The sequence below is a fragment of the Photobacterium aphoticum genome (genome assembly GCF_001029435.1).
Lineage (GTDB): Bacteria > Pseudomonadota > Gammaproteobacteria > Enterobacterales > Vibrionaceae > Photobacterium > Photobacterium aphoticum.
On record NZ_LDOV01000025.1, the window covers coordinates 239,993 to 265,437 of the forward strand.

The window sequence follows — 25,445 nt, forward strand, 5'->3', positions numbered from 1 at the left end:
TTAGAAATTTGTCCCGCCAAATTACTATTTCAGTGTGGTTTATTAAACATCCATGTGAGATTATATACTTCAGTTTCTATTCATTAGTTATCATCATTGTATATAGTCTACATATTCGATTAATCATAAAAGTTTCCGTCTTAAGATATTGATTTCACATGTGGTGTTTTTGAAATAGCGACATTACCTTAATCAAACCATCCTTACCCCATTTTAATTCTGAGCTCCCTTTTCACCTTTTTTTGATTTTTCCTGCGCTAGCATGGGGATTCGTTAATGACCTTGATGATCCCCATGAACACACAAAAGCTTGCTACCTCTATCACGATTGGTTTATTCGCCGTGTCTGCCTTTACTGGACTATTGCTCTTTTTCGAGTTGTCGACAGGGGGTGTCAGAGCAACCCATGAATGGATGAGCATGGGATTGATGGTGGCAGTGGGTTGTCATGCTTATACCCACAAGAAAGTCTTTGTGAAGTATTTCAGCCAGAAACTGAGAATGCCGATGCTGGTGGGCTTGGTTGCTGGTGTCGGGTTGTTCGCCTTGTCTTTCAATGACAACTACGCCGCAGGTGAAATGTTTGATGCGGCCGTTGATGCCAAACTGGTGTCGGTGGCTGGCGTGTTTGGTGTGACAGAGCAAGACGCACAAACGGCTTTAGAAGCGGCAGGGTTGACGGTGAATAGTGATCAGACACTATCCGACATTGCTGAACACAATAATGCAGATGTGTACGATGTGATTGATGTGCTGGTTGCGATGAAGCACGCCTCCCGCTAATACTGTAAGACTTATCTATTCATCTCTGTATTTGCATATGTATTTGCATAGTTTTGGCTTGGGCAACGTGTACGGTAGTCTTTGCGTGACACGTTGCCCGCTGTCTGTAGGCAGGCAAGCTAGCCAAATGCCCCTTCTTTTTGTTTCAGAAATTCAATTAGCGTGCGCACCCGCAGGGGCATGAGGGCTTTTTCCTGATACACCGCGTAAATAGGAATGCGCAGATCATGCACATCCGGTAGCAGACGCACTAATTCCCCCCGTGCCAGTTCTTCTTTCATGACAAAGCTTGGCATAATTGCAAAGCCGATATCATTCAACACGAAGGCTTTTACCGTGGCCGTGGTGCGGGCCAGTACCTTGGGTGTGTGAGCCAAACGGCTGACGCTGCCTTGGGCATTGGTCAGGGTCAGTTGTTTGTCGCCATGCACAATACGGTGGCTGATCCAATCGAGATTGAGCAGGTCGTTAACGGTTTTCACGGGCGGCTTGTCGGCTAAATAAGCCGGCGTAGCGCACAGCATGTCACAGAAATCCCCCAGTTTAACCGCATACAAACTGGAGTCCTCTAAGGCTGAGGATGCCCGCAATGCGATGTCGCAGCGCGACTCAATCAGGTTGCTGTAACGGTCACTTTCAATGATATCCAGTGTAATTGCCGGGTAGCGCAGCAGGAACTCACTCAAAATCTCAACCATCGCCGCGTTAGGCGTGGAAAGACGAATTGTCCCACTGGGGATTTGATTTTCATCCTGGGTTTCTGCATTGGCTTCTTGCGCGATCTCACCAATCATCTGGCACTTTTCATAATACCGCGCACCGGCATCGGTTAACGAAAGCGAGCGTGTGGTGCGGTGCAACAGGCGGGTATTGAGGGATTGTTCCAGTTTGGACACGATTTGCGAGACCCGTGCCTTGCCGATATTGAGATCTTCAGCCGCTTGGGTGAAAGACTGGCGCTCTGCCACTTTGGCAAAAACCATCATGTCATCGAGTGAAATCATCGTGTTACTGTCTTTGTTTATTTGAGCTTAACAATCAGTTTAACGCTAAGGTAATTATCTATCAAAGGCTAAACGATATAGTGACTCCATCAACCGCGCAGACCGCAAGATGAATCGCCAGGCTGAATCGTCAGAGCGCGCGCGAAAACGAATTAAATCGCAATATTGAACGATGGAGAAACGACCATGTCAGATCGCAAACTATTAGTTACCGGTGCTTCAGGTAAATTGGGCTCACAAGTGGTGAAACACTTGCTGGAGACATTACAGGTCGCACCCAGCGCATTGATTGTGACCACACGCCGTGCCGACAGTCTGAAAGCATTGGCCGAGCAAGGGGTGGAAGTGAGAGAGGCTGACTTTGCTGATCCGGTATCGTTGGATAAAGCCTTTGCAGGTGTGCGTAATATGCTGTTGATAAGCATGGATGCCACTGGCCCACGTACCGAGGCGCACTTAAATGCTGTTGCCGCTGCGGAAAAAGCCGGAGTGGAGCATATCGTTTATACCTCGATGTCAGCGGCAGATCGTTCACCTGTTGTGTTTGCGCATGAACACGATGCAACGGAAAAAGCGATTAAACAAAGTGCCATTGCGAACGCGACGATTTTGCGTAATGGCTGGTATTTTGAAAACGTGATTGAGTACTTCGCCAGCATTCTACAGTCCGGCCATTGGCTAACCTCAGCCGCAGAGGGCCGCGTTGCTCAGCTGTCCCGTCAGGATTTGGCATTGGCTGCCGCATCAGCTTTGGTTAAACCGGCGCAAGGGAAAGTGACCTTGTCGATGAGTGGTGCGGAATCCATGACACACGCCCAGATGGCTCAGCAAATGGATGCTGTGTTAGGAACCCACATTAATATGGTGCATTTGTCTGATGACGAATACCGTGCACAATTAGCGGGTTTTGCCTTGCCGGCGCCGATTGTGGAGTTGTGTGTCACCATGGATCAACACAACCGTGAGCAGTGTGCTGATGGAACCAGTGAAGCGTTTGAAGCATTAACCGGTCAACAGCCACAGCGTTTTGCGGATTGGCTGGAGGCACATAAAACTGAGTTGCAAGAATTGGCGAATAGCTAATCACTCTCTGTTAATCATGAATACTCAGAGACATTATCTCGCGCTATAGCGGATAAAACCCCAGAGTAATGCAAAGCGTAACGCGCACAGAAAAAAGAGGACGGGTATTCGTCCTCTTTTTTTATTTATATCTTGAGCATATTTTGATGCAGGGGAATGATGCCTATCACTCTTTGATGAATATGATATCGCGAAGAAGGTTGAGGGAATATTAAACACGTATTAACTCAGTTGAATAGTGTTCAGTTATCTCAATGCCATGTTTTTATGGCAACGGTAAATGTGAATTTCTTTTTTATTGATTATGCCCTTAAAAGGCATGGCAGTATTTTTGTGATGACGGTTATATTTTTTAGAGGGTGGGGTAAAAAAGAGAAGAGTGAGAGTTAGAAGGCACGTCACATTTTTACACGATAACAGAATGCGTTTTTCCTCCTCATCAAAACCCTACCGCAGAGATATCCAGATGATAAGCCACCTAAATTGTGTGCTTCACCTCTCATTTTCTTCATTTTAAAACCCGATCTGATTTATTTAAGTGTTTGTTTTTATTGTGTTTGATTGGGTGTGTGGCGCGCGATTAACGTTTTAGATAGCGTAATTGTCACGGAAGTCACACTTTGCTTCCATGGGTACAAAAGTCCAGTAAATGGGTGAATTGTCAACTTACCAAAAATGCGGTTAATCCCTATGATTCACTCATCAACTGAATGACGCTTAATTTAAGCACTTGCCTTGAGCAATGAGTTTTTAGGGAAAGACCATGATCACGACACTTATTAATACCGACCTGATTAAATTGAACTTAGCGGCAACAACGAAAGATGAAGTTTTTTCTGAGTTGGCTGAAATGTTATTGAAAAATAACCGCATTGATAATAAAGAAAACTTTTTAGCCGGTATTTATGCACGTGAAGAGCAGTGCGTAACATCTGATATGGGTATTGCTTACCCTCATACAAAAAATGCCGCTGTGATTGAACCGGCTATTGCGGTAGGTGTTTCTAAGAATGCGATTGAATACGGTGCTGATGATGATCAACCAACCGTGTTCTTCATGATTGCGTCACCAGAAAGCGGTGATCACCATATTTACGCCCTACAAGCGTTGTTTGAAAAATTTGGTGATGACCTGATTGCTGATATGCAGAAAGCGACCACGGAACAACAAGTTTTAGATCTATTGACTCACTAATTTTTAGGATTACTTTTATGTCAACGATGACTGCAACGCATAATCAAAGTGATTGGAAACAAACACTGTCTAAACTGAAAGGACACCTGTTGTTCGGTACGTCTCACATGCTGCCATTCGTGGTTGCAGGTGGTGTACTACTGGCGCTGGCGGTAATGGCGACCGGTAAAGGTGCGGTACCTGATTCAGGTATTCTGGCGGATATCTCAACGATTGCGATTAAAGGCCTGGTACTTTTCCCAATCATTTTGGGTGGTTTCATTGGTTACTCTATCGCGGATAAGCCAGCACTAGCACCCGCGTTTATCGCTTCTGGCATCATGGCTGACATGGGCGGTGGTTTCCTAGGCTGTATCATTGCTGGTTTCATCGCAGGTTTCGTTGTTCTTCAACTGAAGAAGCTACCAATCCCTGCTCACCTAAGTGCACTTGGCGTGTACTTCGTTTACCCGCTAGTGGGTACCCTGGTTTCAGCGGGTATCGTAATGTGGGGCCTAGGTGCGGCAATTTCTTCTTTCATGGTTGGCATGAACGCATTCCTAGCATCAATGGCGGGTTCGTCTAAAGCGGTACTGGGTGCGATTCTTGGTGGTATGACGGCGTTCGATATGGGCGGTCCAATCAACAAGGTAGCGACACTGTTTGCACAAACGCAGGTAGATACACAGCCATGGCTAATGGGTGGTGTGGGTATCGCGATTTGTACACCACCTCTTGGTATGGCACTAGCGACGTTCCTATTCAAGAAGAAATTCTCTAAAGAAGAGCAAGAAGCAGGTAAAGCTGCGGCAATCATGGGTTCAATCGGTATCTCTGAAGGTGCTATCCCATTCGCAGCAAACGACCCAGTACGTGTTCTACCTTCTATCGTTATCGGTGGTATGGTGGGCTGTGTGTTCGGCTTCCTGACTGACGTACTGCTACATGCACCTTGGGGCGGTCTAATCACTGCACCAGTATCAAGCAACATCCCAATGTACGTGGTAGGTATTGCACTGGGTTCTCTAACAACGGCACTGATTGTTGGCTTCTGGAAGCCAGTGGTTGAAGAAGAAGTTGAAACAGCAACAGTAGCAGCACCGGCACAAGCGGCAGCGGCAGCACCAGTAGCGGGCGAAGGCGAGTACGATGTACTAGCAGTAACATGTTGTCCTTCAGGTGTGGCACACACTTTCATGGCAGCAAAAGCACTGGAAAAAGCAGGCGCAGCAGCAGGTATCAAGATCAAGGTTGAAACACAGGGTTCTAACGGCCTAGTGAACAAACTGACAGCGAAAGATGTGGCAAACGCGAAGTTCATCATCCTGGCACACGATATCCCAGTGAAAGAGGCAGAGCGCTTTGCAAACATTCGCCAAGTAGAATGTTCAACCAAAGAAGCAATGAAAAACGCAGCAACACTGATTAAAGCATAAGTGTTTGATGGAATGAAAAAAGGAGCTCATTGAGCTCCTTTTTTTATGCTTATGAAAAGTTGGGAATAAATCGTGCAGGTGATGCTTCAATCAGTATCGCAATGATATACAAGCCTCCACCGCCCACAAAGACGGCCAACAGTGGCAGTGCTTTGCCTAACGCAAAGGTAATACGACAGAACAGATAGAAGACAAAGAGGCTGTTTACCATGGCAATTTGCGTGTGATATCCGAGCTCGAACAGCGGAAGCCCCATGCCGACGAACACATACAGTAGGGCTTCAGCAACGATGCTGTATCCATTACGTTCGTTATCACTTTGGATGATACAGGCCCCTTGTACTAACAGTGCTACCGGCAGAATGAAGAAGGTGAGCGGGGATTCAAATACCTGACCATATGTTTGCCACCATGGGGTGTGTGCCCCCACGATATTCTGTAGAACAAAGTAGCCCACAACGGCGGTCAGCGCGGTGAGATAACACGTGGTGACAGAGCGGACACCGAAAAAATAGTCTTTCTTAAAGACAAAGTGGTGAATACCCCATACCAGTGAAAACAACAGTGAGCTGACACTCAGTAAAGCAAGGAAGGGCACCTGATGGGCGATGGCAAAGCCAGCATAGTAAAGTCCAAAATATAACGGGGCGGCGACGATTTGCGGCATCCCCAGCATGATAATCGGCATGTAGGGCTTCAGTCTTTCTTCATATTCATCGAAGCCCCATAGCACCATCATTTGCGCCAGTGCCACACCAAAAATCACCACATATATCGCGGGGATAATGCTCAGCAGTGCTGGTTTTATCGCAAAGGCGAGGCCAACACCGCCAAAGATGACTTGATAAGCCAGTGGTGGCATCGCCGCGATCAGTGTCCACAGGTGGCGGAATACTCCGTTGAAAAGACGACACAGGCGGTAGATGTAACTGCTAAATGCATAGGCGAGTAGCAATGCCCCCGCGATTTTTAAGACGTTGGTGAGAGTCAGGTATTCTTTCCAGAACGGATCTTTAGGCACATCAACGTGGGCGGAAGCATACAGCTGGGTGCGGGAGGCGCTGTCTGTCAACCATTGTTGCAGTAGGGTATTGGCGTCGGTGTCAGAGAGGTGTGCGTGTTCCACCAAGTGAGCCAGCGTCGCGATGACCATACGATCGGTTTCGGTATAAGGCGTAATGTGTTCAGGGCTCTGGATTTGCGCCATAGAGATGTCGCTTGGCATGGTCGCGGGTGGGGCATCTTGTGCGTGAGCCAGTGGCCCCATGAACAGGCAGAGTGCGAACAACAGGGTGGCGAGTCGTTGCAATATCATGATTGATACATCCTTGAAAAATACAATCGAACAGTGTTTTTTATTTGCGGTGATATTACCGCGAATGAAAAAGCTGTCAATTTAAAATACAAACTGCGCTGAATTTGGGGAGAGGCGTCACAGTTTGGTGGGGCAGGCAAGATCGGTAATTGTGATGGAAAGGTACGGTGACATACATATTAATGGGATGTGATGCACAAGGCGTTTACCAAAAATAAACACGGTGTTTACCTTGTGGTGGCGGGTTGATAGGTTTGTTGATTGTGGTTTGGCTAGCTTTGATATTTATTTCATATTTAAAGGGAAGTTATACAGTGAAAAAAACAATACTTGTTGCCCTGTGCAGTTTGGCGTTAACAGCGTGTTCTACCATGCAGCCGCCAAGGTATGCCAGCTCGGTTGATAACGTGATGAAACTGAAAGAGTTTGATGGTGCAAAAGCCCATGTGACCGCACTGACGCAAACGGCAGATTTCAGTGCCACGTGTCGCTTAATGGGGCCGATTGAGCCTGCAGATGGTCTGACGATCCCTGAGTTCATCACCAAGGCGATCAATGATGAATTCAAGATGGCGAGTATTTACAGCCAGGACGGCAATACTATTACCGGTGACATCAAGAATATTGAGTTCTCTTCTTCATCTGGTTTGACGAATGGGTACTGGGATATCAGTGTTATCCTGAATTCGTCGAATGGCAGCTCGCTTGAAACCAGCAATAAGTACACCTTCAAGAGTGGTTTTGATGCCATTACCGCCTGTAATGCTACCGCCGATGCACTGACGCCAGCGGTACAAGATCTGATTAAAATGGCCGTTAACCACCCTGACTTTTCTACGCTGATTGCCAATTAAGGTCACTTCACACTTCGATAAAGATTGCGCCCAAGTTAGCTTGGGCGCATGTGTTTTTGTGCCTTCTTAGATGTACGGGTTAACGGCGCGGTAAGGCGATGTGATGAGAATGTGCTTCCGCATTATGAGTAACTGTTAATAAGGGCAATAAGAGAAAACTGCCGTTAATTTAACATGTTATATCATGCCACTCATTATAATCCCGAGCTCTTCCCCCCTTCGACATTTTATCCACTTTTCCTTGTTTACACTGTTTGCCGATGGCAGGTCTATTGCTAAGTACCTATAGACCACCAACAACATGTCGTCTTTTCCTGATAACAACGTATCACAAGCAAGGAATATCCAATGAAAAAAGCATTGTCGCTGCTGACGTTATGCCTGCTCTCGGCAGGGGCGTTTGCAGATAATTATATTGTTGGCAAGTTAGCGCCAGAAAAGCAGGTGGAAGTGCGCAGTGAAGTCAGCGGCATTGTGGATAGCTATCAGGTCGACAGTGGTGATGCCATTAAACAGGGCGCGCCATTGCTGTCGATTTCGCAGCAGGATTACACCTTGGAAGCTGACTTGGCCAAGTATGATCTGGCGGTCAAAAAGGCCGAGCGTGATATGCAGGAAAAACAGCTGATCCGCTATCAATCTCTGTTTAAAAAGCACGGGATCTCGGAAGGGGATTATGAAAACCAATTGCGCCTGACCCATATCAGCCGGGCCGAACAACAGCGCAGCCAAACCCAGTATGCGATTGCGCAGCGTACGCTAACCAAAGCCATGCCGAATGCGCCGTTTGACGGTGTGGTGGCCTTGCGCGCCGTGGAGGTCGGGCAGTTTATTTCGGTGGGTGATGCCCTTTATACCCTTGCCGATATTCATACATTGAAAGTGCGTTTTCACGTACTGGAAAGTGATTTTGACCCGTTTCATAAAGGCGATACGGTGCAGGTGACCATTCCGGCTGATGCGCAAACCGTGACGGGGACGGTCTCATTGTTTTCACCGGTAATGGCAGATAATGATCCGGGCTTTTTAGTGGAAGTGACCATTGATAATGCGCAGCGGCAGTGGCTACCGGGCATGGAGGCCTACGTGCATGTGAATGAGCACACGCCAACGGCAGAGGCGGGTCAATGAATATCTTATTAAACCTACTGTTTACCCGAAAATATGCCGCCAAGCTGCTGACACTGTTAATTATCGGGATCGGTGCGTGGACGGCTTACCATCTGCCATTGGCGGAAAAGCCCCGTTTCGATATGCGTGAAGGTAACATCGTGACCCAGTATCCGGGGGCGACGGCGTTGGATGTGGAAAGTAACGTCACCAGTAAGCTGGAAAAAGAGCTGCTGTCGATTTCCGGTATCAAACAATTTACCTCGACCTCGGAAAACGGCCGTTCGGATATTGCTTTTGAGTTGGACAGCCAGGTTTCCGATCCGAATGCGGTTTATCAGGACGTGCGAGATGCCATCACTCGCGTCTCAGATCTACCCAGTGGCGTGACCGATGCGCCAACCCTGTCCATCAAAAAATCCTACAGTCTGGATTTCATGGTAGTAGGTATCGCCGGAGATGTACCGTATGCCACCTTGCGTGATAAAGCAAAAAATCTCGAGTTGGCATTACGCCGCGTGCCCGGGATTGGCGAAGTGCATCCGATTGATTTACGTGATCCGGAGTTTTTGATCCAGTTAGAACCGATTTCACTCAAGCGTTATGGCTTTACGCTGGATGAAGTGGCCAACATTATTGCCGAGCGCAATGCACTGATCAGTGGCGGCCGCTTGGAAGCGTTGAAAGACAATCCGGAATTGATCACCGCTGCTGAGTTGAATAGCTTGCAGGCGCTGCGTGAGATGTTCATTGCGTTCAGTCCGAATCTGCAACTGCAAGACGTCGCCGGTGAGATCACCGCAGGGTTTGAGAAAGGGGCGTCTTACGGTTCGATTAATGGCAAGCAAAGTATTTTGTTTGATTTGCGCACCAATGAAAGTGCCGATGTGATTGCCACCTCAAAGGCGGTGAAAGCCTTATTGGCACAGCAAGAAGCCTTGTTAGGCGATACTTACACATTAGCCATTGGCTCTGATCTGTCGGCGGACATTCAAGAAAAAGCCAATATTGTGCAGAGCAACGGCTTGATGGGTTTGGCCTTGGTGTTAGCGACGTTGGCCTTGTTCTTAAATAAACGTATTGCGTTTTGGGTGGCGATTTCGATCCCGGTGTGTATTTTTGGCACCTTGGCAGTATTGCCGCATTTTGGTCAGATCCTCGATGTGTTTACCTTGTCAGCACTGATTTTGATCATCGGGATCATCGTTGATGATGCGGTGGTGGTGAGTGACAAAATTGTCTCGCTGGTGGAAGAAGGCTACGAACTTGACCGCGCGGTGATTGACGGGGTGAAAAGCGTATTCCCGGCGGTGGTGGCGAGTATTGTGTCGACCATGGTGGCCTTTATTCCGTTGCTGTTCTTTCCGGGTAACAGCGGCAAAATGATGTACGTGATCCCGCTGACGGTGATCATCGCACTGTGCTTCTCATTCATTGATGCCTTGATTTTTATTCCGGCTCACTTAAAAGGCGTGTTGAAAAAAGGCCACAGCCTAAAAGCAAAGCCTGATTCAAAATCTGATTCAAAGTCAGGCCAAGGCGGTCAGTTTACGCTGATCAACCGAGGCATTGCCGCTGCGATTGGGCAATACAAATGGGTGTTACCGGGCGCCATCATGGCGGTGGTGGTGATGGGAGCGGTATCGCTGAAAAATATCAGTTACCTGTTTTATCCCACTGACGGCGCGTATCTGATTGAAGTCAGTGCCGAGGCGAACCCAGAGCTGGCGTTGGATGATGTGTGGCAACAAACCCAAGCGTTAGAGACGTTGTTTGCACAGACGCCAGAAGTGGCGTACTGGTTCGGGGAAGTGGGCTCCCCCAATAGCACTTGGGTGCTGTCGTTAACGCCTGCTAACGATCGTACCCGCAGCGCTGAAGCGATAGTGGCGGACTGGGAAGCGCGCATGGCGGGCATGGCGGGATTAAGCCAAGTCGAGTTTGACATCGATGGCGGTGGCCCGCCGGTAGGGCGTCCGATTGATTTGCGCATTGTCGGGGGGACCGATGCGGGGCGTGAACAACTGGCAGATGACGTCGCAGCCACGTTACGTACCTTGCCGGGCACCACGCGCGTCAAACGGGATGTGAATGAACCGGCCCCGCAGATTGAAGTGGCGTTGCAACATCGCTGGCTGACGTATTACGGGATCAGTGCCACGCAAGTGGGTGACATTATTCAATACGCCATTGAAGGACAACGTGTGACGCGTATTTTCAATGGTAAGGAAGAAGTCCATTTCCGTGTCACCTTGGAAGAGAACGACAAGTCACTGGCCGAGTTGGATCAGATCCGCGTCAGGGCGAAAGACGGGCAACTTATCCCACTGAACAAACTGGTGCGCTGGACGTGGCGTGACACGGTCGCGCAAGTTGACCACTTTAACGGTGAGCGAGTAATTCGCGTGTCGGCTGGGTTAGATGCCAGCGTGACCGATCCGTTGACGGTGTTTGAACATGTGCAGACGGCCTTTGCCCGTGACAATCTGGCCGAAGGGAAAGATTACGCGGGCGCGCGTATTGTGCCAATGGGGCAGATATTGGAAACCCAAGAAGCGCAGTCCGGTTTTACGGTCGCGATTGCGGTGGCGTTGATCGGCATTGCACTGATCCTGTTGCTGTTGTTCGACAATGTGTTGGAGTCACTGATTGTGCTGGCGGTGATCCCGTTTGGTATTGGTGGTGCGTTATTCATATTGTTCTTGCATAACCAAGTGCTGAGTTTCTTTTCGATTATCGGCATGATTGCGCTCATCGGGATCATGGTGAACAACAGCTTGGTGCTGATCTGGCATTTGAAAGACACCGCACACGAGCGGGCGGCTTTAGGTTGGGGGGCGTTTGTCATCAAAGGCACGCAAAGCCGCGTGCGCGCCATTAGCCTGACAACCATCACCACGGTCGCGGGGCTGATCCCATTGGCGTATGGCTTAGGCGGTTATGATAATTACATGTCGCCGATGGCGCTTGTGGTCGGGTGGGGATGTGTGATTTCCTGGGTAGTGACATTGACTGTGATCCCATCGCTGTATTTATGGGTGATGAAAGGGCGAACAGGGGAACAATAAGCTGCTGACATTGGCCTCTTAAACAGAAAAACCGCTGATGGCGTTTATCGCTATCAGCGGTTTTTTTCGGTTGGCTTAGTGCGGTTAGCCGCGTTTATTACGACCGCTTATTTTGATAATTCGGCTGCTGTATCCACAAAGATCCCTTGAATATCTTTGGCTTCACGTTCGGTTTGGCCGCCGTGTTTTAAGAACGCCTCAATGATGCTGGCTGTTTTCTGCTCTTTAGCGCGTTCCAAGAAGTAACGCAGTTCTAATTCGGCACCGGCATCTTCGTCGACGATGGAGGTAGCGACAATCTCCTTGTACATCACGATATCGCGCACTTCTAATGTGCTGATCACGCCCAGTGTGGCCGCAAGGAAAGCCTCCATCTCTGCCTTAGGTACAAATTGGGTAATGATGTTCAACTGCTCCGCTTGTTGTGCGGTGAAGTCGTTGCCCAGTAGCAATGCCTGTAGTGCTTTGTTTTTCCCCATGCGACGGGCAAATTGCACAGCACCCTGACCACCGGTTGGAATGTTGACGTGAATTTCTGGCTGCGCAAATGCAGCGTTTTCAGTGCCGTAGGCCAAATCACACGCCATCACAAATTCGTTACCGCCCCCACGTGCCACACCATCTATCAGCGCAACAGACAGTTGTTTCATCGCTTTGATATTGGCAATCATGTGGTTGAACTCAATCGATGCCGCTTGGCCGCCCTGTGTCCCGTTGATCACGTTCAAATCCAAATGCGCTAAGAAGAAGGTCTCATGCAGGGATTTGAAGACCACCACTTTGGTGTCACGGTCATCTTTCAGTGACAACACAAAGGCATTAATGGCGTTGATTAAATCACTGGTGATCACATTCACGGGTGGGTTGTTGATCGCCACTGTCGCAATGCCGTTGTGGTGAGTGATAGCAAGCAAGTTTGATTGAGCGTTCATCGTCGTATTCCTTATGGGATGGGACATCAGTAAAAGGCCGTGTCCTCGTTGTGTGTGATTACTATAGGCGTGGAATACGTTAAGATAAATGAACGAATCGGCACATTATTGGTGCTGTAAATGCAACAAACAAAAAGACAGACGAAAGAGAGAGGCGAGGGATGGATTTTTCCAGTCGATTATTACTGCTGTTAGACGTGGTAGAGCAGGGCTCGTTCACGCAAGTGGCAGAGCAACGGCATGTGGATCGTTCGGTGATCTCCAAGCACATTGGCCGGTTGGAAGCGGAGTTGGGCGTGCGCTTGCTTAACCGTACCACGCGTTCGCTTTCGTTAACGGCGGCGGGCAAAGAAATGGTGCATCAGGCGCAACAATTGAGAACGTTGCTCAATGATACCCACCGCTTGGCACAGAATTACCATGCTGAGCCGCGAGGCCGATTGCGGATCAGCAGCCATACCATGTTCGGGCGTCAGTATGTGCAGGCGGCCATTGCCCGTTTTCAGCAGCACTATCCGGAGGTGGAGATTGAACTGCGGCTGGAAGATCGGGTGGTGGACATGGTGAAAGAGGCGGTCGATATCGGTTTTCGTATCGGGAAGCCGAAAAACTCGACGCTGATTTCCCGCAAAATCGCCCGTTGTCGCATGTTGATTGTGGCGTCTCCGGCGTTTATTGCTCGGCATGGTGACATTACGACACTGGCGCAGTTGGAATCCCTGCCCGCAACCATTTATGCCGCGCCGGGGTTGCGGGTCGACAAGTTCGGATATCTGGACGGCGATAACCAGCCACAGACGTTTCAGCTCAATGCGGCCTATCTGGTTAACGATGTGGAAATGGTGATCAAAAGTGCAGTGGCGGGCAATACGCTGGCCGTGGTCACTGCACAGATGATGCAAAATGAAATTCTGGATGGGCAACTGGTGCCGATCATGACGGATCTGACGTTGGATGATTTTGGCACGGTGTACGCGGTGTACCCGCATCGTGATGCGCCGATCAAAACCAAATTGTTTTTGGACACACTGAAAGAGATTGTCGGACAAGAGGCGCCGGTATGGGACAGTTATATACCGGCGTTTGACACCTTGTACGGCGGGGGCAATCCCCTTTAATCGCTTGCCGCCTGCTTGTGAGGACAAAGCAAACCAAGGGCATAGCACCAGTGCGTTATAACGTTAGCGCGTTATAGCGTCAGCAGGATGCCACCCAGAATCGCGGCGACACCGACGCCCCGTGTAACGTACCACTTTTCTTTGAGGAACAGGGTACCCATCACCAAGCCGACCACAATACTGAATTGGCGCAGGGCCACAATGAGGCTGACATTGTCGGTCATGGTCATGGCAAAGAGCACCAAGCCGTACGTCATGGCCATCATGCTGCCGGCGATGGTGGCATTGCGCCGAAGTTGCCAGGTTTGGGCCAGTATCGCCGTATGCTGGCCGCGTGCCCGCTTCATGCCTGCATAAACCGCAATACTCAGCAGTAAGGGCAGCACCATTGCCCAAAACTGCATGCCTAAATAGAACAGGGCTGACAGGGGATCGCTCATGATGGCGTGTACCTGCTCAGTCAGTAGCGCGATGGCCGCTTTGTCGACCACTGAATAGCCGGTCGTTCCCAGCGCGGCTATCAATGCCCAGCCGACTCCTAAGTTGCAGTAGGCAGCGCGAGAGAGTTGGCGAAAGCTGCTGAGGGGCACGATGAGACACCCCAGCGTGATTAGAATAAATCCCAGCCACTGCAGGGGGTCTAATGACAGACCGAGCCAGCGGGTGATCCCGCCGACCATCAACACAGGTAATGCGCGGGCGATGGGGTAGATTAAGCCGATGTCACCGTGTTGATAGGCGACCAGTAACCCTACCAAGTAGATCAACTGGCAAATACCGCTGATCAGCAATAATTGCCAGAACGCGGGCGATAACGTGCCCCAACCAATGGTGAACAGATACCACAACAAAAAAGGCGAGAGCAGTAAGGCGGCAGAGCCACTGGCGGCCAGTGAAAAGGCCACGCCAGATCCGGTATTTCGTTTGCCGAGCAAGTTCCAACTGGCGTGGATCACGGCGGAGAGGAGCACTAAAACAATCGCCAACAGTGTCATACAGCATCCCTGACTGAGTGAGGCCTATTTTTCTTATTGTGTGTGGCGCGTGCGTTACGTGGATCACCGCACGAGCGTTGCGAACGATTCAATACTGATAGCGTCATGACGCCAGTATTCAATGTCACAGTCAATCAGCTCACCGTGTTGGTTGTAGTTGATACGCTCAACCACCATGGCCGGTGTGCCCGATGTGGCGCGCAAGGCTTGGGCGGTCTCCCCCAGTAAGGTGCTGGTGGTGATACGGTAACGGATGGATTGATACACCATACCGTAGTGCTCGCGGTAAATGTCGGTCAGCGATGTGGTGAGATCGTGACGCAGTAAATCCGGCACGAATTCCGGGCGAATGTAGTGGGTGACGTACACCACCGGCCGGTTCTCTAAATAGCGCACACGATCAACTTGATACACATTAGAAAACGGCTGGAGATCCAGCAGTTGTGCCGCATGCTTGTTGGCGACCGTGCTTTGCGCCGACAGCAGTACGGTGTTTGGCGTACGCTGCTGCGCCAAGGCCATGTTGGTGAAATTTAACGTCTGACTCGGGTCATACCGTAGGGGCGATGGCGAGATAAACCAGCCCCGGCGATCTTCGCGGTAAATACGGCCTTCCGCTTCCAGTAGCGAGAGGGCTTCACGCAGTGTCACTCGTGTGGTGTCGAACGATTCGGCTAACTTGCGTTCGGCAGGCAGCTTTTCCCGTGGCGACAATTGGCCCGATTCAATTTGCTCGACAATCGCATCTTTAATTTTTACGTATTGCACACGGTGTCCTTATTTCTTTCGCCACGCTTGGGTACGGTTTTCTAACAGTTTGCCGAGGGTCAGTTGCACGATTTTCGCGGTCGCCGCCGAAATCATGATCATGACGGCCATGGCCGCTGCGGCACCGGTCTGGCCGGCATCGTCCATATTCAGGACAGATACTGAGGCGGGAATGGTATCGGTAGAATACAGAAATACTACCGCAGATGTGGTGGTTAATGCATTAACAAACAAATAAGTAGCGATATCTAAAATGGCCGGTAAACACACCGGCACCGTCACTTTAACAAACAGTTTGTATTGCGGCAGTTTGATGGCGGCGGCGGTGGCTTCAATTTCAGCCGGCAATTGTTTCAGGGCGGTCAGTGCCGTCATGTGGCCGACAGTGTAGTAATGCACCACGGTGTTCACTACCAAAAAGGCCATGGTGCCATACAGCACATTGAGCGGGTTGTTGGCATCGTTGAAATAGAAGATATAGCCCAGGCCCAGCACCATGCCCGGCACGGCCATCGGGATCACGCTGATCACCTGCATCACTTGGCGGATAGGGGCAAACGCACGGCCTTTTTCCATGCTGTAGGCACCGATGAAAATCACCACTGTACCGATCAGGGCTGTCCAGCCTGCCATGGTCAGGGAGTTCACGTAGGGCAGCCAGCCGTAGGTACTGATTTCGGTAAAATTGTAGTTATTCAGGGTCAGGGCTTTGTTCCATGGCCAGAACGTCACCAGCGAGCCGTACACCGCCATGCCCAGTACCGCCAGCACCGCAATAGACATCACGGAACAGTACAGCAGACACAAGCCATCACGCACAGGGTGCGGTTCGGGCTGGTAAGGCACCGAGCGGGTATCAAACAGGCTTTTTTGTTTGCTTTGTACCCAGCGGTTAGCCGTGAAGGCCAACAGTGCCGGGAACAGCAGAATCAAACTGGTGACCGCCCCCATGGCAAAGTTTTGCTGCCCCACGACCTGTTTAAAAATGTCGGTCGCCAGTACGTTGTAGCTGCCGCCAATGACTTTAGGCACGCCAAAATCGGTGATCACCAAGGTAAACACCACAATCAGGGTACTGATGAGGCCGTATTTCGCGGCAGGCAGTGTGACCAGAAAAAAGGTCTTCATCGGCGAGGTTTTCAGGGCGCGTGCCGCTTCATACAATCGGGCATCCGAGGTGCGCATGGCGGTAGTCAGGATCATCAGGGCGTGTGGAAAGGTCCAAAAAATCAAGCCCAGTGCAATCCCCATCATTCCGTAAACTGACTGCTCACCGAGAAGGTGCTTCGCGACCCCTTGGTTACCAAACAGGAAGATCAAACTGATCGCTGGCAACAAGGAGGGCGCTAATATCGGCGCGGTACCGAGGATCTGAAACAGCCCTTTGCACGGCATGCAGGAGCGGGTAAGGGCGTAGGCATAACCAAACGCCAGCATACCGACCACGGTAGTCACCAGCAGCCCCACGGTGAACGTGTTACCAAGGGAGTGCCATAAACTGGCTGACGAAAAATAATGGGCAAAGTTCGCCAGACCGACAAATTCCCCCTGTGCGTTTTGCACACTTTTGGTGAGCATGGCCCACAGTGGCATCACGATAAACAGGATCATCAGGGCGGATAACCCCGCCAGCAAAACAAACAACACCAGATTATCGCGACTGATGCGGTGAAACAGAGACTGTGTCTGTTGCTGTAAACGGGCTGTCGACATCATCACACTTCTCATGTTGGCAGTTCGAGTATTCATGGTTTTTCCTTACGCGGCGCGGGCAGAAACATGGGCAGGGATGTCATAGCCACGCAGGCCTTGTTCGGCCAACTGGATATAGCGGATATCGCCCGGTCGCAGGTTCAGGGCCTGTACGGTGTCGATACTGACATCCACACAGATCGGCTTGGCACGGCTGTCGTTGTGCAGTTGGCAGTCAACCCGGTAGAACGCCCCCAAAAATTCGGTGGCCAGAATGCGTACCGGCAGCGAGCGATTAAAGCTATCGACGAAGCGAAGATTTTCCGGACGGACGGCCAAATCAAAATGGTCACCACGAGCAATGGTGCGGTTGGCCAGCGTCGGTGCTGGTAATAAAGATTCGGCAATGCGGATTTGCTGATCGCTGGTGGCAGAGGCGGTGATGAAATTCATGCTGCCGACAAACTCGGCCACAAAGCGGGTTGCTGGTTGTTGGTAAATTTCTTGCGGGGTACCGACTTGCTCAATCACACCGTGGTTCATGACCACAATGCGATCGGCCATCGACAGGGCCTCGTCCTGATCGTGGGTCACCATGATGGTGGTGATCCCCAGTTGGCGTTGTAAGCGGCAGATCTCGTTACGCAGGTGGATGCGCACTTTGGCATCCAGTGCCGACAGCGGCTCATCCAGCAGTAACAGTCCCGGAGACAACGCCAAGGCGCGCGCCAGTGCCACACGTTGCTGCTGACCGCCAGACAGTTGATTCGGGTACTTGTTGCCCGAGGTCGGCAGGCCAATCATATCCAGCCAGTGTGCCACTTTTTGCAGCGCGTCTTGCGTCGACATGCCTTGATTTTTCAGGCCAATGGCAATGTTCTCTTCCACCGTCAGGTTGGGCAACAGGGCATAGGACTGAAAGACAATGCCAAAGTCGCGTTTTTCCGGTGGCAGGAAGGTAGTCTCTTGTCCGTTCTGGTAAATCGCCCCAGAGGTCGGTAAATCCAAACCAGCAATGGCACGTAACAGGGTGGTTTTTCCGCAGCCGGAAGGGCCAAGAAAACAAACAAACTCGCCTTTTTCGATCGCCAGTGAGATCTGCTTTAACGCGGTGAATGAACCAAACTGTTTAACGACTTGCTCAATGTGCAAATAAGGATGTGGGGTGTGCATGTTCGATACTCCAAATGGTATAGACCAAATGTAGAGTCGCTATGTTTCAGTGCAATGACACATTTATAGCGTGTCGATGACATTTCCGTCGCCAATGAGGGCAAAGTAGCAAAGCGCGTGAACCGTGAATATGGTGGTAATGAAAGACGGCGAAGAACAAGGAGCGCCGAAGCACTCCTTGATATCGATGCAGCATAACGAGGGATAAAGGGGGAGAGAAAAAAGAGGGAAGTCAGTCACACTCAAGATTGCGGCTCGGATTTGCCATCAAACTTGGCAGACCATGTCGCGAGGATCGACGCGCGTTCGGTGCCCATATTGGCAAAATCCATGGTTGCCATCGCCGCTTCCACATTCGGGTAATGGGAGACGCTCGACGATACCGCCTTGTGAGCCACCACTGGGTAAGATTCGACATACAACTCATTGGCGGCTTGTGAGACAGACCAATCGACCACGCGCTTGGCCGCGTCAGAGGCTTTCACCAAGCCGACCGCTTCCGATTCCCAGCCGATGCCTTTCGGGGTGATGATCGCCAGTGGTGCGCCTTGGGTTTTCAGCTTCGCGCCACGCACAGCCATTGAAATGCCAATCGCCACTTCACCCATCGCGGCTTGTACACAAGGCTTTGAACCGGAATGGGTGTAATGGGCCATGTTCTTGTCCAGTTCCGCCATGTATTGCCAGCCTTGCGCTTCGCCAAAGGTGTTTAGCCAGGCAGACACCTGCATGTAGCCAGTGCCGGAAGACGCAGGGTTAGGCATCGCAATGTGGCCGCGATAGATCGGGTTGGTCAAATCGTCCCATGAGGTCGGGGTTGGCAGATTGCGCTGTTTCGCGACCGCCTCATTAAAGCAAATCGCGTTAAACACCGCTTCGTTGCCGAACCATGCCGGGTTGGCGAGCGGGTCGTTCAGCGTGGGGCGCAAGTCTTCAACACCTGCCGGGGTATAGGGGATCAGTACCCCTTCTTCTTTTAATAACGCCATGGAGGAGCCGGCCAGTCCCCACACCACTTCTGCGCGCGGGTTGTTTTTTTCCGCCAGTAATTTCGCGGTCATGATACCCGTAGAATCACGCACCCATTTAATGCTGACATCCGGATTGGCACGCTCAAAGGCCGTTTTGTATTTGGCCAGAAGGTCTGTTTCAAACGCGGTGTAAACCGTCACTTCCTGTGCCGCAAAGGCCTGCGAGGTCATCAGGGAAAGTAGCGTTACCAGTGATCCTTTCATTGCACGGTTTTTCATCATCTTCTCCAGAATTATTCATATTGGTCTGTACCAAATATGCTGATTACCCTAAAGCGTGACTGTGACGATTCTGTGAACGAAAAATGGCAATTTGACGATGAATAAATCGGTGTTAGCGGGTGATTAACCCATGAAATGACCAAAAGTGAAGCTTTTATGAATTTCATCGTGCCCCCATTTACGGCGTGATTTTTCTGCTGGTAGAGTAAATTCGTTTCTGGTGTAGACCAGTTTAATTTTCTTGATGGATGACATGATGAAAAATGCTTATTTGCTGTTAACGCCTGGCCCGCTATCGACGTCTGAAACCGTACGTAGTGCGATGCTAAAAGACTGGTGTACGTGGGATGACGATTACAACAAAGCGATTGTGGAAGTGATCCGCGACAAGTTGGTGGCGTTAGCCACGCAGCAACCGGGTTATACCAGCGTGTTAATGCAAGGCAGCGGCACCGCGTCAGTGGAAGCGACGTTGGGCAGTGCCATTGGCGAAAACGGCAAACTGCTGGTGGTCGATAACGGCGTGTACGGTGCGCGTATGGCAGAAATTGCCCAGTACCTGCATATTCCATGCCAGACCGTGGCCTCGGGCGAAACGGCACAGCCGAACGTAGAGGACGTGGCTGCGGCACTGGCGGCGGACCCAAGCATCACCCATGTGGCGATGGTGCACTGTGAAACAACCACCGGCATGCTCAATCCCATCGCTGACGTGGCAGCCTTAGCGAAACAACATGGCAAAGTGATGATTCTGGATGCGATGTCGAGCTTTGGCGGGATCCCGATGGACATTGGCGAGTTGGATATCGATTTTATGATCAGCTCTGCCAACAAATGCATTCAGGGCGTACCGGGATTTGGCTTTGTGATTGCCAAGCGCGAGGCGCTGGCGGCGTGTGAAGGCCAAGCGCGCTCATTGAGTTTAGATTTGTACGCACAGTGGGCGTGCATGGAAGCGAACCACGGCAAATGGCGTTTTACCTCACCGACACATACCGTGCGCGCGTTTTATCAGGCGCTGTTGGAGTTGGAACAAGAAGGCGGCATTGCTGCGCGTCATACACGTTATCAAACCAACCAGCGCACCTTGGTGGCGGGTATGCGTGAATTGGGTTTTACGCCGTTGCTGGATGAGGCGTTACATTCACCGATCATTACCTCGTTTTATTCGCCAACAGACAGTGAGTATCAGTTCAGTGATTTTTATGCGCGTTTGAAAGCGCAAGGCTTTGTGATTTATCCGGGCAAAGTCTCGAGTGCGGATTGTTTCCGTATCGGCAACATTGGTGAGGTGTATCCCGCTGATATTGAACGCCTGTTAGTGGCGATTCGCGGCGCGATGTACTGGCAGACACAAGACAGTGACACCGCCGTACTGGCATAACACACATTGACGAAACAAGGGATCAGTACTATGAGCAATACCATGACGACGACATCTTCTGTACAAGCGGTGATTTTTGACTGGGCCGGCACCATTGTGGATTTCGGCTCGTTTGCCCCGACCACGATTTTCGTGGAAGCCTTTAAGCAAGGTTTTGATTTTGACATTTCGCTGGAAGAATCCCGCGTACCAATGGGCGTGGCCAAGCGGGATCACATCCAGGCGGTCGGTCGTTTGCCGGAGGTGGAAAAACGTTGGTTGGCCCAGTTTGGCCGTGCCATGACGTCGGAAGATATCGATGCGATTTACGCGGCGTTCATGCCATTGCAAAAAGCCAAAGTGGCGGATCACGCGGCGCCGATTTTGAATGCCATTGCTGTGGTGAACGATCTGAAAGCACAAGGGATCAAGATTGGCTCTTGTTCGGGCTATCCGCGTGAAGTGATGGATGTGTTGATCCCGGTGGCGGCGGATTATGGTTACCAGCCGGATTACATTGTGGCGACCGATGATTTGCCGCAAGGTGGCCGTCCTGCGCCTTTCATGGCACTGAAAAACGTGATTGAACTGGGCGTGACGAATGTGAATGCGTGTATCAAAGTAGATGATTCCGCGCCGGGGATTTATGAAGGCCATAATGCGGGCATGTGGACGGTCGGTTTACTGCTGTCGGGCAACGAAGCCGGTCTGACAGAAGCGGAATTCCTCGCTGCCGATGAGGCCACATTAGACGCTGCCCGTGAAAAAGCCCGTGCGACCTTGATAAAAAGCGCGCCGCATTATCTGATTGATACCATCAATGATTTGCCAGAGGTCGTGGCTGATGTGGAACGTCGACTGGCTGCGGGTGAGCGTCCGTAATGCTCGACGCGTCCTGCGATAAACCGCTAAAATAGCTTAAACGCCTTCCTGATACCCACAGTGAAGGCGTTTTTGTTTCATGTGTATTGCTCTCGCTATAAATGCTTATTAAACAGTGTGTTAATTTAGGTTGTGGTAAGTTTTTTATTTTTTCTCTGATTGGGTGTTGACCCGTCTACCAGTGTCACCTTGATACTGGCCGCCGTTAAGAAGAAGGTCTTTTGTATGTATACCGTTTCCCAATTAGCCCAACGATTTCAACTTTCCCGCACCACCTTGTTGTATTACGAGCGTGAAGGGTTGCTGCTACCGGCACTGCGAGCTGACAACGGCTATCGCTGGTATGGCGAGGCCGAAGTAAAGCGGCTGGAAAAGATTGTGTCGTACCGGGCTTACGGGATGTCTATAGCCAATATTCTTAACTTGTTAAATGACACAACCCCGCGATCGCAAGCGGATTTACTGAAAGATCATTTCAATCAGTTAGAAGCGGAGATCGCCAAATTACGCCAACAGCAAAAAGCCATCATTGGCCTGTTGGAAGAACCGATATCAGTGGAGTCACAAATGGTTACTAAAGCACGTTGGGTAGAAATTATGATCGCAGCCGGTTTTGATGAAGCGGCAATGGTGAAATGGCACCAGAAATTTGAAGCGATGGAGCCAGAAGAGCACCAGAAGTTTCTGGAATCACTGGGTATTGATGCGGACGAAATTGCCCGTATTCGCGCTCTGTAAGTCGGCAGTGAACGTCAACACGCAGTAAAAAAGTAAAGCCCAGCGATTGCTGGGCTTTGTTTTATTCCGTAGATCGTAAAGAGTCAGCTCTGCGGATCTTAAAAGTCCGCCATTAAGCGTTTGTATTCGGCATCATCTTCGTACATTTTGTGGAAGATTTTGTATTTCGCGTCGTAGAAGTGCTTAATCTTCTCGGTTTGCGGCATCACACTCTTGCTGATGCGGCTCATTGCGTTCATCGCATCCGGAATGTCGCTGTAGAAGTTCGCGGCCACCGAGCCGAGCATGGCTGAGCCCAACAAGACCGCTTCGCTTTCTTCCGGCAGCAAAATCATACAGGCTGTGGCGTTGGCATGTTCCTGCAAGAAGACGCTGTTTTTCGTGCCGCCACCACATGCCATGATGGTGTCAATCTCATAACCGGCGTCATTCATCACCTCGATGATGTGGCGGGTCCCCAATGCAATGCCCTGAATGGTGGCCAGGTAGTGCAGCGCCATGTCATCCAGTGTTTTCGACATTTTCAGCCCCGTCATGGTGCCCGTCAGGTGGGCATTGGCACGTGGTGAACGGTTACCGTGGAAGTACGGCAGCACATGAATGTCTTTGGTCAAAAACGCGATATCTTCCTTGCTGCCCGCCAGTTGCAACAAGCGTTCGTTCAGGATCTGGTAAACGGTGATGCCTTGCTTGTGTGCTTGCTCTTTGGCGCTCTCGTACATCGGGTGCGACGTAATGATATGGTCAATAAGCGCGCCCGTTGCCGACTGGCCGCCTTCGTTCAGCCAGTAACCCGGGATCATCGCACTGTAGTACGCGCCCCACACCCCGTCGATAAAACGGGCGGTTTTTGATGCGGCCATATGGCACGATGAGGTCCCGCCGATCAGGGCTAAACGCTTATTGAAATCGGCTTTTTCACCGGTCATACCCGCCGCCCCCAACACACCGATGCCACCCGCGTGCGCATCAATGATGGAGGTGCCGACCGCTGTGCCCGGCATCAAGCCCAAATCGTCAGCGGCGTGCGGTGTCAGGCCGTTACCGACCGGTTGACCCATCGGCAGAATGCGATCACCAATGGATTGGGCATTGTTTTCGAGCAAATCTTCCAGACCAATGCGTTCAAAGAAGCTCTTATCCCACTTACCTTCGTGGCCGGAATAGGTCCACTTACATACGGTTGAACACAATGAGCGGCTGGCATCGAAGGTTGCTTTCCAGGTCAGGAAGTCCGGCAAATCAAAGAAGTAACCCGCTTTTGACCAAGTGTTTGGCATGTTTTGTTTTAGCCACAACAGCTTCGGTGTCTGCATTTCCGGTGAAATGCGGTTACCGACATAGGTCAGCACCGGGTGCTGGGTTTTGTTGATGCGATCGGCCTGGGTAATGGCACGGTGATCCATCCACATCACAATGTTTTGTTCACTGCGACCGGTTGGGCTCACGGTTAATGGCTGGCCGTTTTTATCCAGCACCACCAAGGAACAGGTGGCATCAAAACCGATCCCTTTGACCTGAATCGGGTCGATATTCGCTTGTGAAACGGCGTCTTTGACCGCCAGACACACACACTGCCAAATGTTGTCGGAAGACTGCTCGACAAAATCGGCCTGCGGTTTGAACATCAGGGTGTCGCGCTTCGCTTCACCGACTTTACGGCCTTCTGCATCAAAGACCCCAGCACGTGCGCTGCCACTGCCAACATCAACGCCAATGAAATAAATAGTCATAGTCTTCCCCGTTAAGCCTTATTTTTTTGTAAGAAGATAAATAGGATCAAGATGCCGCCCCAAAGCGCCATGGTGAGATAACTGCTCACCCCCAGTAAGTTCAGGCCACTTTCCAGTGTCTGCAGGACGATAAGTGCTAAGCCGATACCGATGATGCGACCAAAGCCACCGTCTGGGTTAATACCGCCTAATACCGATGCCAGAATCGCAATCAGCAGGTAGGATTCACCGTAGCCCGCTTTGGCGGAGTTAAATTTGGCCATCATGACGATAGCAGCAACCCAGCACAGCATGGATGAAATCACGTACACATACAGGGTGGCTTTTTGGGTGTTAATACCGGAAAAGCGGGTGGCTTTTTCGTTTGAGCCCATCAGGTAAATGGTACGGCCAAGCGGGGTGTGCTCCAGCAATGCCCACAGGCCGATAGCGAATGCCACGAATAGGATCAACGGTGTCGGAATGCCCATCAGTGAGCCATTGCCCAGTACCTGCAGTGCTTGCGGGAAACCGGAAATCACACTGCCGCCAGAAACCAGTACGTTCAGGCCGTTAATGAGGGTCATCATACCCAGTGTGGCCAGAATCGGGGAGACGCCCACGTAGGCGATAAGCGCGCCATTGAGCAAGCCCACCACAATGGCCGTGATCAGGCCGCCAACCAGTGCCAGAATCAGCATCATTGCGCTATCCGGCGCTTGGGTAATGATGCTGGCCATGACCAAACTACAGGCGTTGGTGGTGGCAATAATAGACAGGTTGATCCCGCCTGTCAGCATACACACCGCCATCGCCAGTGCCAGCAAACCCAGTAGTGGCATTTGCGAAGACATCGACTGCAAGTTGCTGACAGAGAAGAAGGCCTGACCGCTGGAGAGGGCCATGATGGCCAGAATGCCGACCAAAATCACCAACAGGTAACGGATATTTTTGTCTGTTGGCAGTTTTAAACTATTGAGAACGTGTTCCAT

General features: G+C 50.7%; 21 protein-coding genes. 11 read left to right on the top strand and 10 right to left on the bottom strand.

Annotation, left to right across the window (positions count from 1 at the left end):
• Positions 1-294: 294 nt before the first annotated feature.
• Positions 295-783: a hypothetical protein gene (locus ABT58_RS14330; RefSeq protein ID WP_146147241.1), complete on the top strand. Its 489-nt coding sequence runs from the start codon at positions 295-297 to the stop codon at positions 781-783.
• 119 nt (positions 784-902) lie between these two features.
• On the opposite strand, the gene ABT58_RS14335 is transcribed toward ABT58_RS14330, so the two are convergent.
• Positions 903-1,787 (bottom strand): LysR family transcriptional regulator, encoded by an 885-nt coding sequence (locus ABT58_RS14335; protein WP_047875097.1) that lies wholly within the window; start codon positions 1,785-1,787, stop codon positions 903-905.
• A 186-nt stretch (positions 1,788-1,973) separates the two neighbouring features.
• Here ABT58_RS14335 and ABT58_RS14340 point away from each other — a divergent pair, with 186 nt between their 5' ends.
• From ABT58_RS14340 to ABT58_RS14350, 3 genes are all read left to right on the top strand, one after another.
• Positions 1,974-2,870: an NmrA family NAD(P)-binding protein gene (locus tag ABT58_RS14340; protein ID WP_047875098.1), complete on the top strand. Its 897-nt coding sequence runs from the start codon at positions 1,974-1,976 to the stop codon at positions 2,868-2,870.
• Between the two features lie 763 nt (positions 2,871-3,633).
• Positions 3,634-4,065, top strand: a complete 432-nt coding sequence (locus tag ABT58_RS14345; protein ID WP_047875099.1) for a PTS sugar transporter subunit IIA — start codon at positions 3,634-3,636, stop codon at positions 4,063-4,065.
• 17 nt (positions 4,066-4,082) lie between these two features.
• A complete protein-coding gene (locus ABT58_RS14350; protein WP_047875100.1) occupies positions 4,083-5,480 on the top strand; it encodes a PTS fructose transporter subunit IIBC in 1,398 nt (465 codons plus the stop codon).
• Between the two features lie 49 nt (positions 5,481-5,529).
• On the opposite strand, the gene ABT58_RS14355 is transcribed toward ABT58_RS14350, so the two are convergent.
• Positions 5,530-6,795: a hypothetical protein gene (locus tag ABT58_RS14355; protein ID WP_047875101.1), complete on the bottom strand. Its 1,266-nt coding sequence runs from the start codon at positions 6,793-6,795 to the stop codon at positions 5,530-5,532.
• Positions 6,796-7,109: 314 nt separating this feature from the next.
• Between ABT58_RS14355 and ABT58_RS14360 the strand changes: the two genes are divergently transcribed.
• From ABT58_RS14360 to ABT58_RS14370, 3 genes are all read left to right on the top strand, one after another.
• Positions 7,110-7,649 carry a hypothetical protein gene (locus ABT58_RS14360; protein ID WP_053063098.1) on the top strand — a complete coding sequence of 180 codons (540 nt, stop codon included), beginning with the start codon at positions 7,110-7,112 and terminating at the stop codon, positions 7,647-7,649.
• Between the two features lie 348 nt (positions 7,650-7,997).
• Complete coding sequence (locus tag ABT58_RS14365) at positions 7,998-8,780, top strand: efflux RND transporter periplasmic adaptor subunit (RefSeq protein WP_047875102.1); 783 nt, start codon at positions 7,998-8,000, stop codon at positions 8,778-8,780.
• Positions 8,777-11,827: an efflux RND transporter permease subunit gene (locus ABT58_RS14370; RefSeq protein WP_047875103.1), complete on the top strand. Its 3,051-nt coding sequence runs from the start codon at positions 8,777-8,779 to the stop codon at positions 11,825-11,827. Before ABT58_RS14365 ends, ABT58_RS14370 begins: the two co-directional genes overlap by 4 nt.
• 107 nt (positions 11,828-11,934) lie before the next feature.
• Here the strand turns inward: ABT58_RS14370 and ABT58_RS14375 are convergent, their stop codons facing one another.
• Positions 11,935-12,759 (bottom strand): enoyl-CoA hydratase/isomerase family protein, encoded by an 825-nt coding sequence (locus tag ABT58_RS14375; protein WP_047875104.1) that lies wholly within the window; start codon positions 12,757-12,759, stop codon positions 11,935-11,937.
• A gap of 161 nt (positions 12,760-12,920) precedes the next feature.
• On the opposite strand from ABT58_RS14375, the gene ABT58_RS14380 reads away from it, so the two are divergent.
• Positions 12,921-13,877: a LysR family transcriptional regulator gene (locus ABT58_RS14380; protein ID WP_047875105.1), complete on the top strand. Its 957-nt coding sequence runs from the start codon at positions 12,921-12,923 to the stop codon at positions 13,875-13,877.
• Between the two features lie 71 nt (positions 13,878-13,948).
• Here ABT58_RS14380 and ABT58_RS14385 read toward each other — a convergent pair whose 3' ends face one another.
• From ABT58_RS14385 to ABT58_RS14405, 5 genes are all read right to left on the bottom strand, one after another.
• Positions 13,949-14,872 (bottom strand): EamA family transporter, encoded by a 924-nt coding sequence (locus ABT58_RS14385; RefSeq protein ID WP_047875106.1) that lies wholly within the window; start codon positions 14,870-14,872, stop codon positions 13,949-13,951.
• A gap of 63 nt (positions 14,873-14,935) precedes the next feature.
• Positions 14,936-15,640 (bottom strand): phosphonate utilization transcriptional regulator PhnR, encoded by a 705-nt coding sequence (phnR, locus tag ABT58_RS14390; protein WP_047875107.1) that lies wholly within the window; start codon positions 15,638-15,640, stop codon positions 14,936-14,938.
• A gap of 9 nt (positions 15,641-15,649) precedes the next feature.
• Positions 15,650-17,368, bottom strand: coding sequence for a putative 2-aminoethylphosphonate ABC transporter permease subunit (locus ABT58_RS14395; protein ID WP_169749966.1), 1,719 nt, complete (start codon positions 17,366-17,368; stop codon positions 15,650-15,652).
• Positions 17,369-17,398: 30 nt separating this feature from the next.
• On the bottom strand, positions 17,399-18,505 hold the full coding sequence (locus ABT58_RS14400) for a putative 2-aminoethylphosphonate ABC transporter ATP-binding protein (RefSeq protein ID WP_047875109.1): 1,107 nt from the start codon (positions 18,503-18,505) through the stop codon (positions 17,399-17,401).
• 242 nt (positions 18,506-18,747) lie between these two features.
• Positions 18,748-19,758: a putative 2-aminoethylphosphonate ABC transporter substrate-binding protein gene (locus tag ABT58_RS14405; RefSeq protein WP_047875110.1), complete on the bottom strand. Its 1,011-nt coding sequence runs from the start codon at positions 19,756-19,758 to the stop codon at positions 18,748-18,750.
• A 256-nt stretch (positions 19,759-20,014) separates the two neighbouring features.
• Between ABT58_RS14405 and phnW the strand changes: the two genes are divergently transcribed.
• The 3 genes from phnW to ABT58_RS14420 all read left to right on the top strand — a co-directional run bounded on the left by phnW (position 20,015) and on the right by ABT58_RS14420 (position 22,741).
• A complete protein-coding gene (gene phnW, locus ABT58_RS14410) occupies positions 20,015-21,142 on the top strand; it encodes a 2-aminoethylphosphonate--pyruvate transaminase (RefSeq protein ID WP_047875111.1) in 1,128 nt (375 codons plus the stop codon).
• Positions 21,143-21,184: 42 nt separating this feature from the next.
• Positions 21,185-22,003 (top strand): phosphonoacetaldehyde hydrolase, encoded by an 819-nt coding sequence (gene phnX, locus ABT58_RS14415; RefSeq protein ID WP_047875212.1) that lies wholly within the window; start codon positions 21,185-21,187, stop codon positions 22,001-22,003.
• Positions 22,004-22,228: 225 nt separating this feature from the next.
• Positions 22,229-22,741: a MerR family transcriptional regulator gene (locus tag ABT58_RS14420; protein ID WP_047875112.1), complete on the top strand. Its 513-nt coding sequence runs from the start codon at positions 22,229-22,231 to the stop codon at positions 22,739-22,741.
• A gap of 98 nt (positions 22,742-22,839) precedes the next feature.
• On the opposite strand, the gene ABT58_RS14425 is transcribed toward ABT58_RS14420, so the two are convergent.
• Both ABT58_RS14425 and ABT58_RS14430 read right to left on the bottom strand, forming a co-directional pair.
• The gene (locus ABT58_RS14425; RefSeq protein WP_047875113.1) at positions 22,840-24,474 is read right to left on the bottom strand and encodes an FGGY-family carbohydrate kinase; all 1,635 of its coding nucleotides are present in this window, start codon (positions 24,472-24,474) and stop codon (positions 22,840-22,842) included.
• 11 nt (positions 24,475-24,485) lie between these two features.
• Complete coding sequence (locus ABT58_RS14430; RefSeq protein WP_047875114.1) at positions 24,486-25,445, bottom strand: ABC transporter permease; 960 nt, start codon at positions 25,443-25,445, stop codon at positions 24,486-24,488.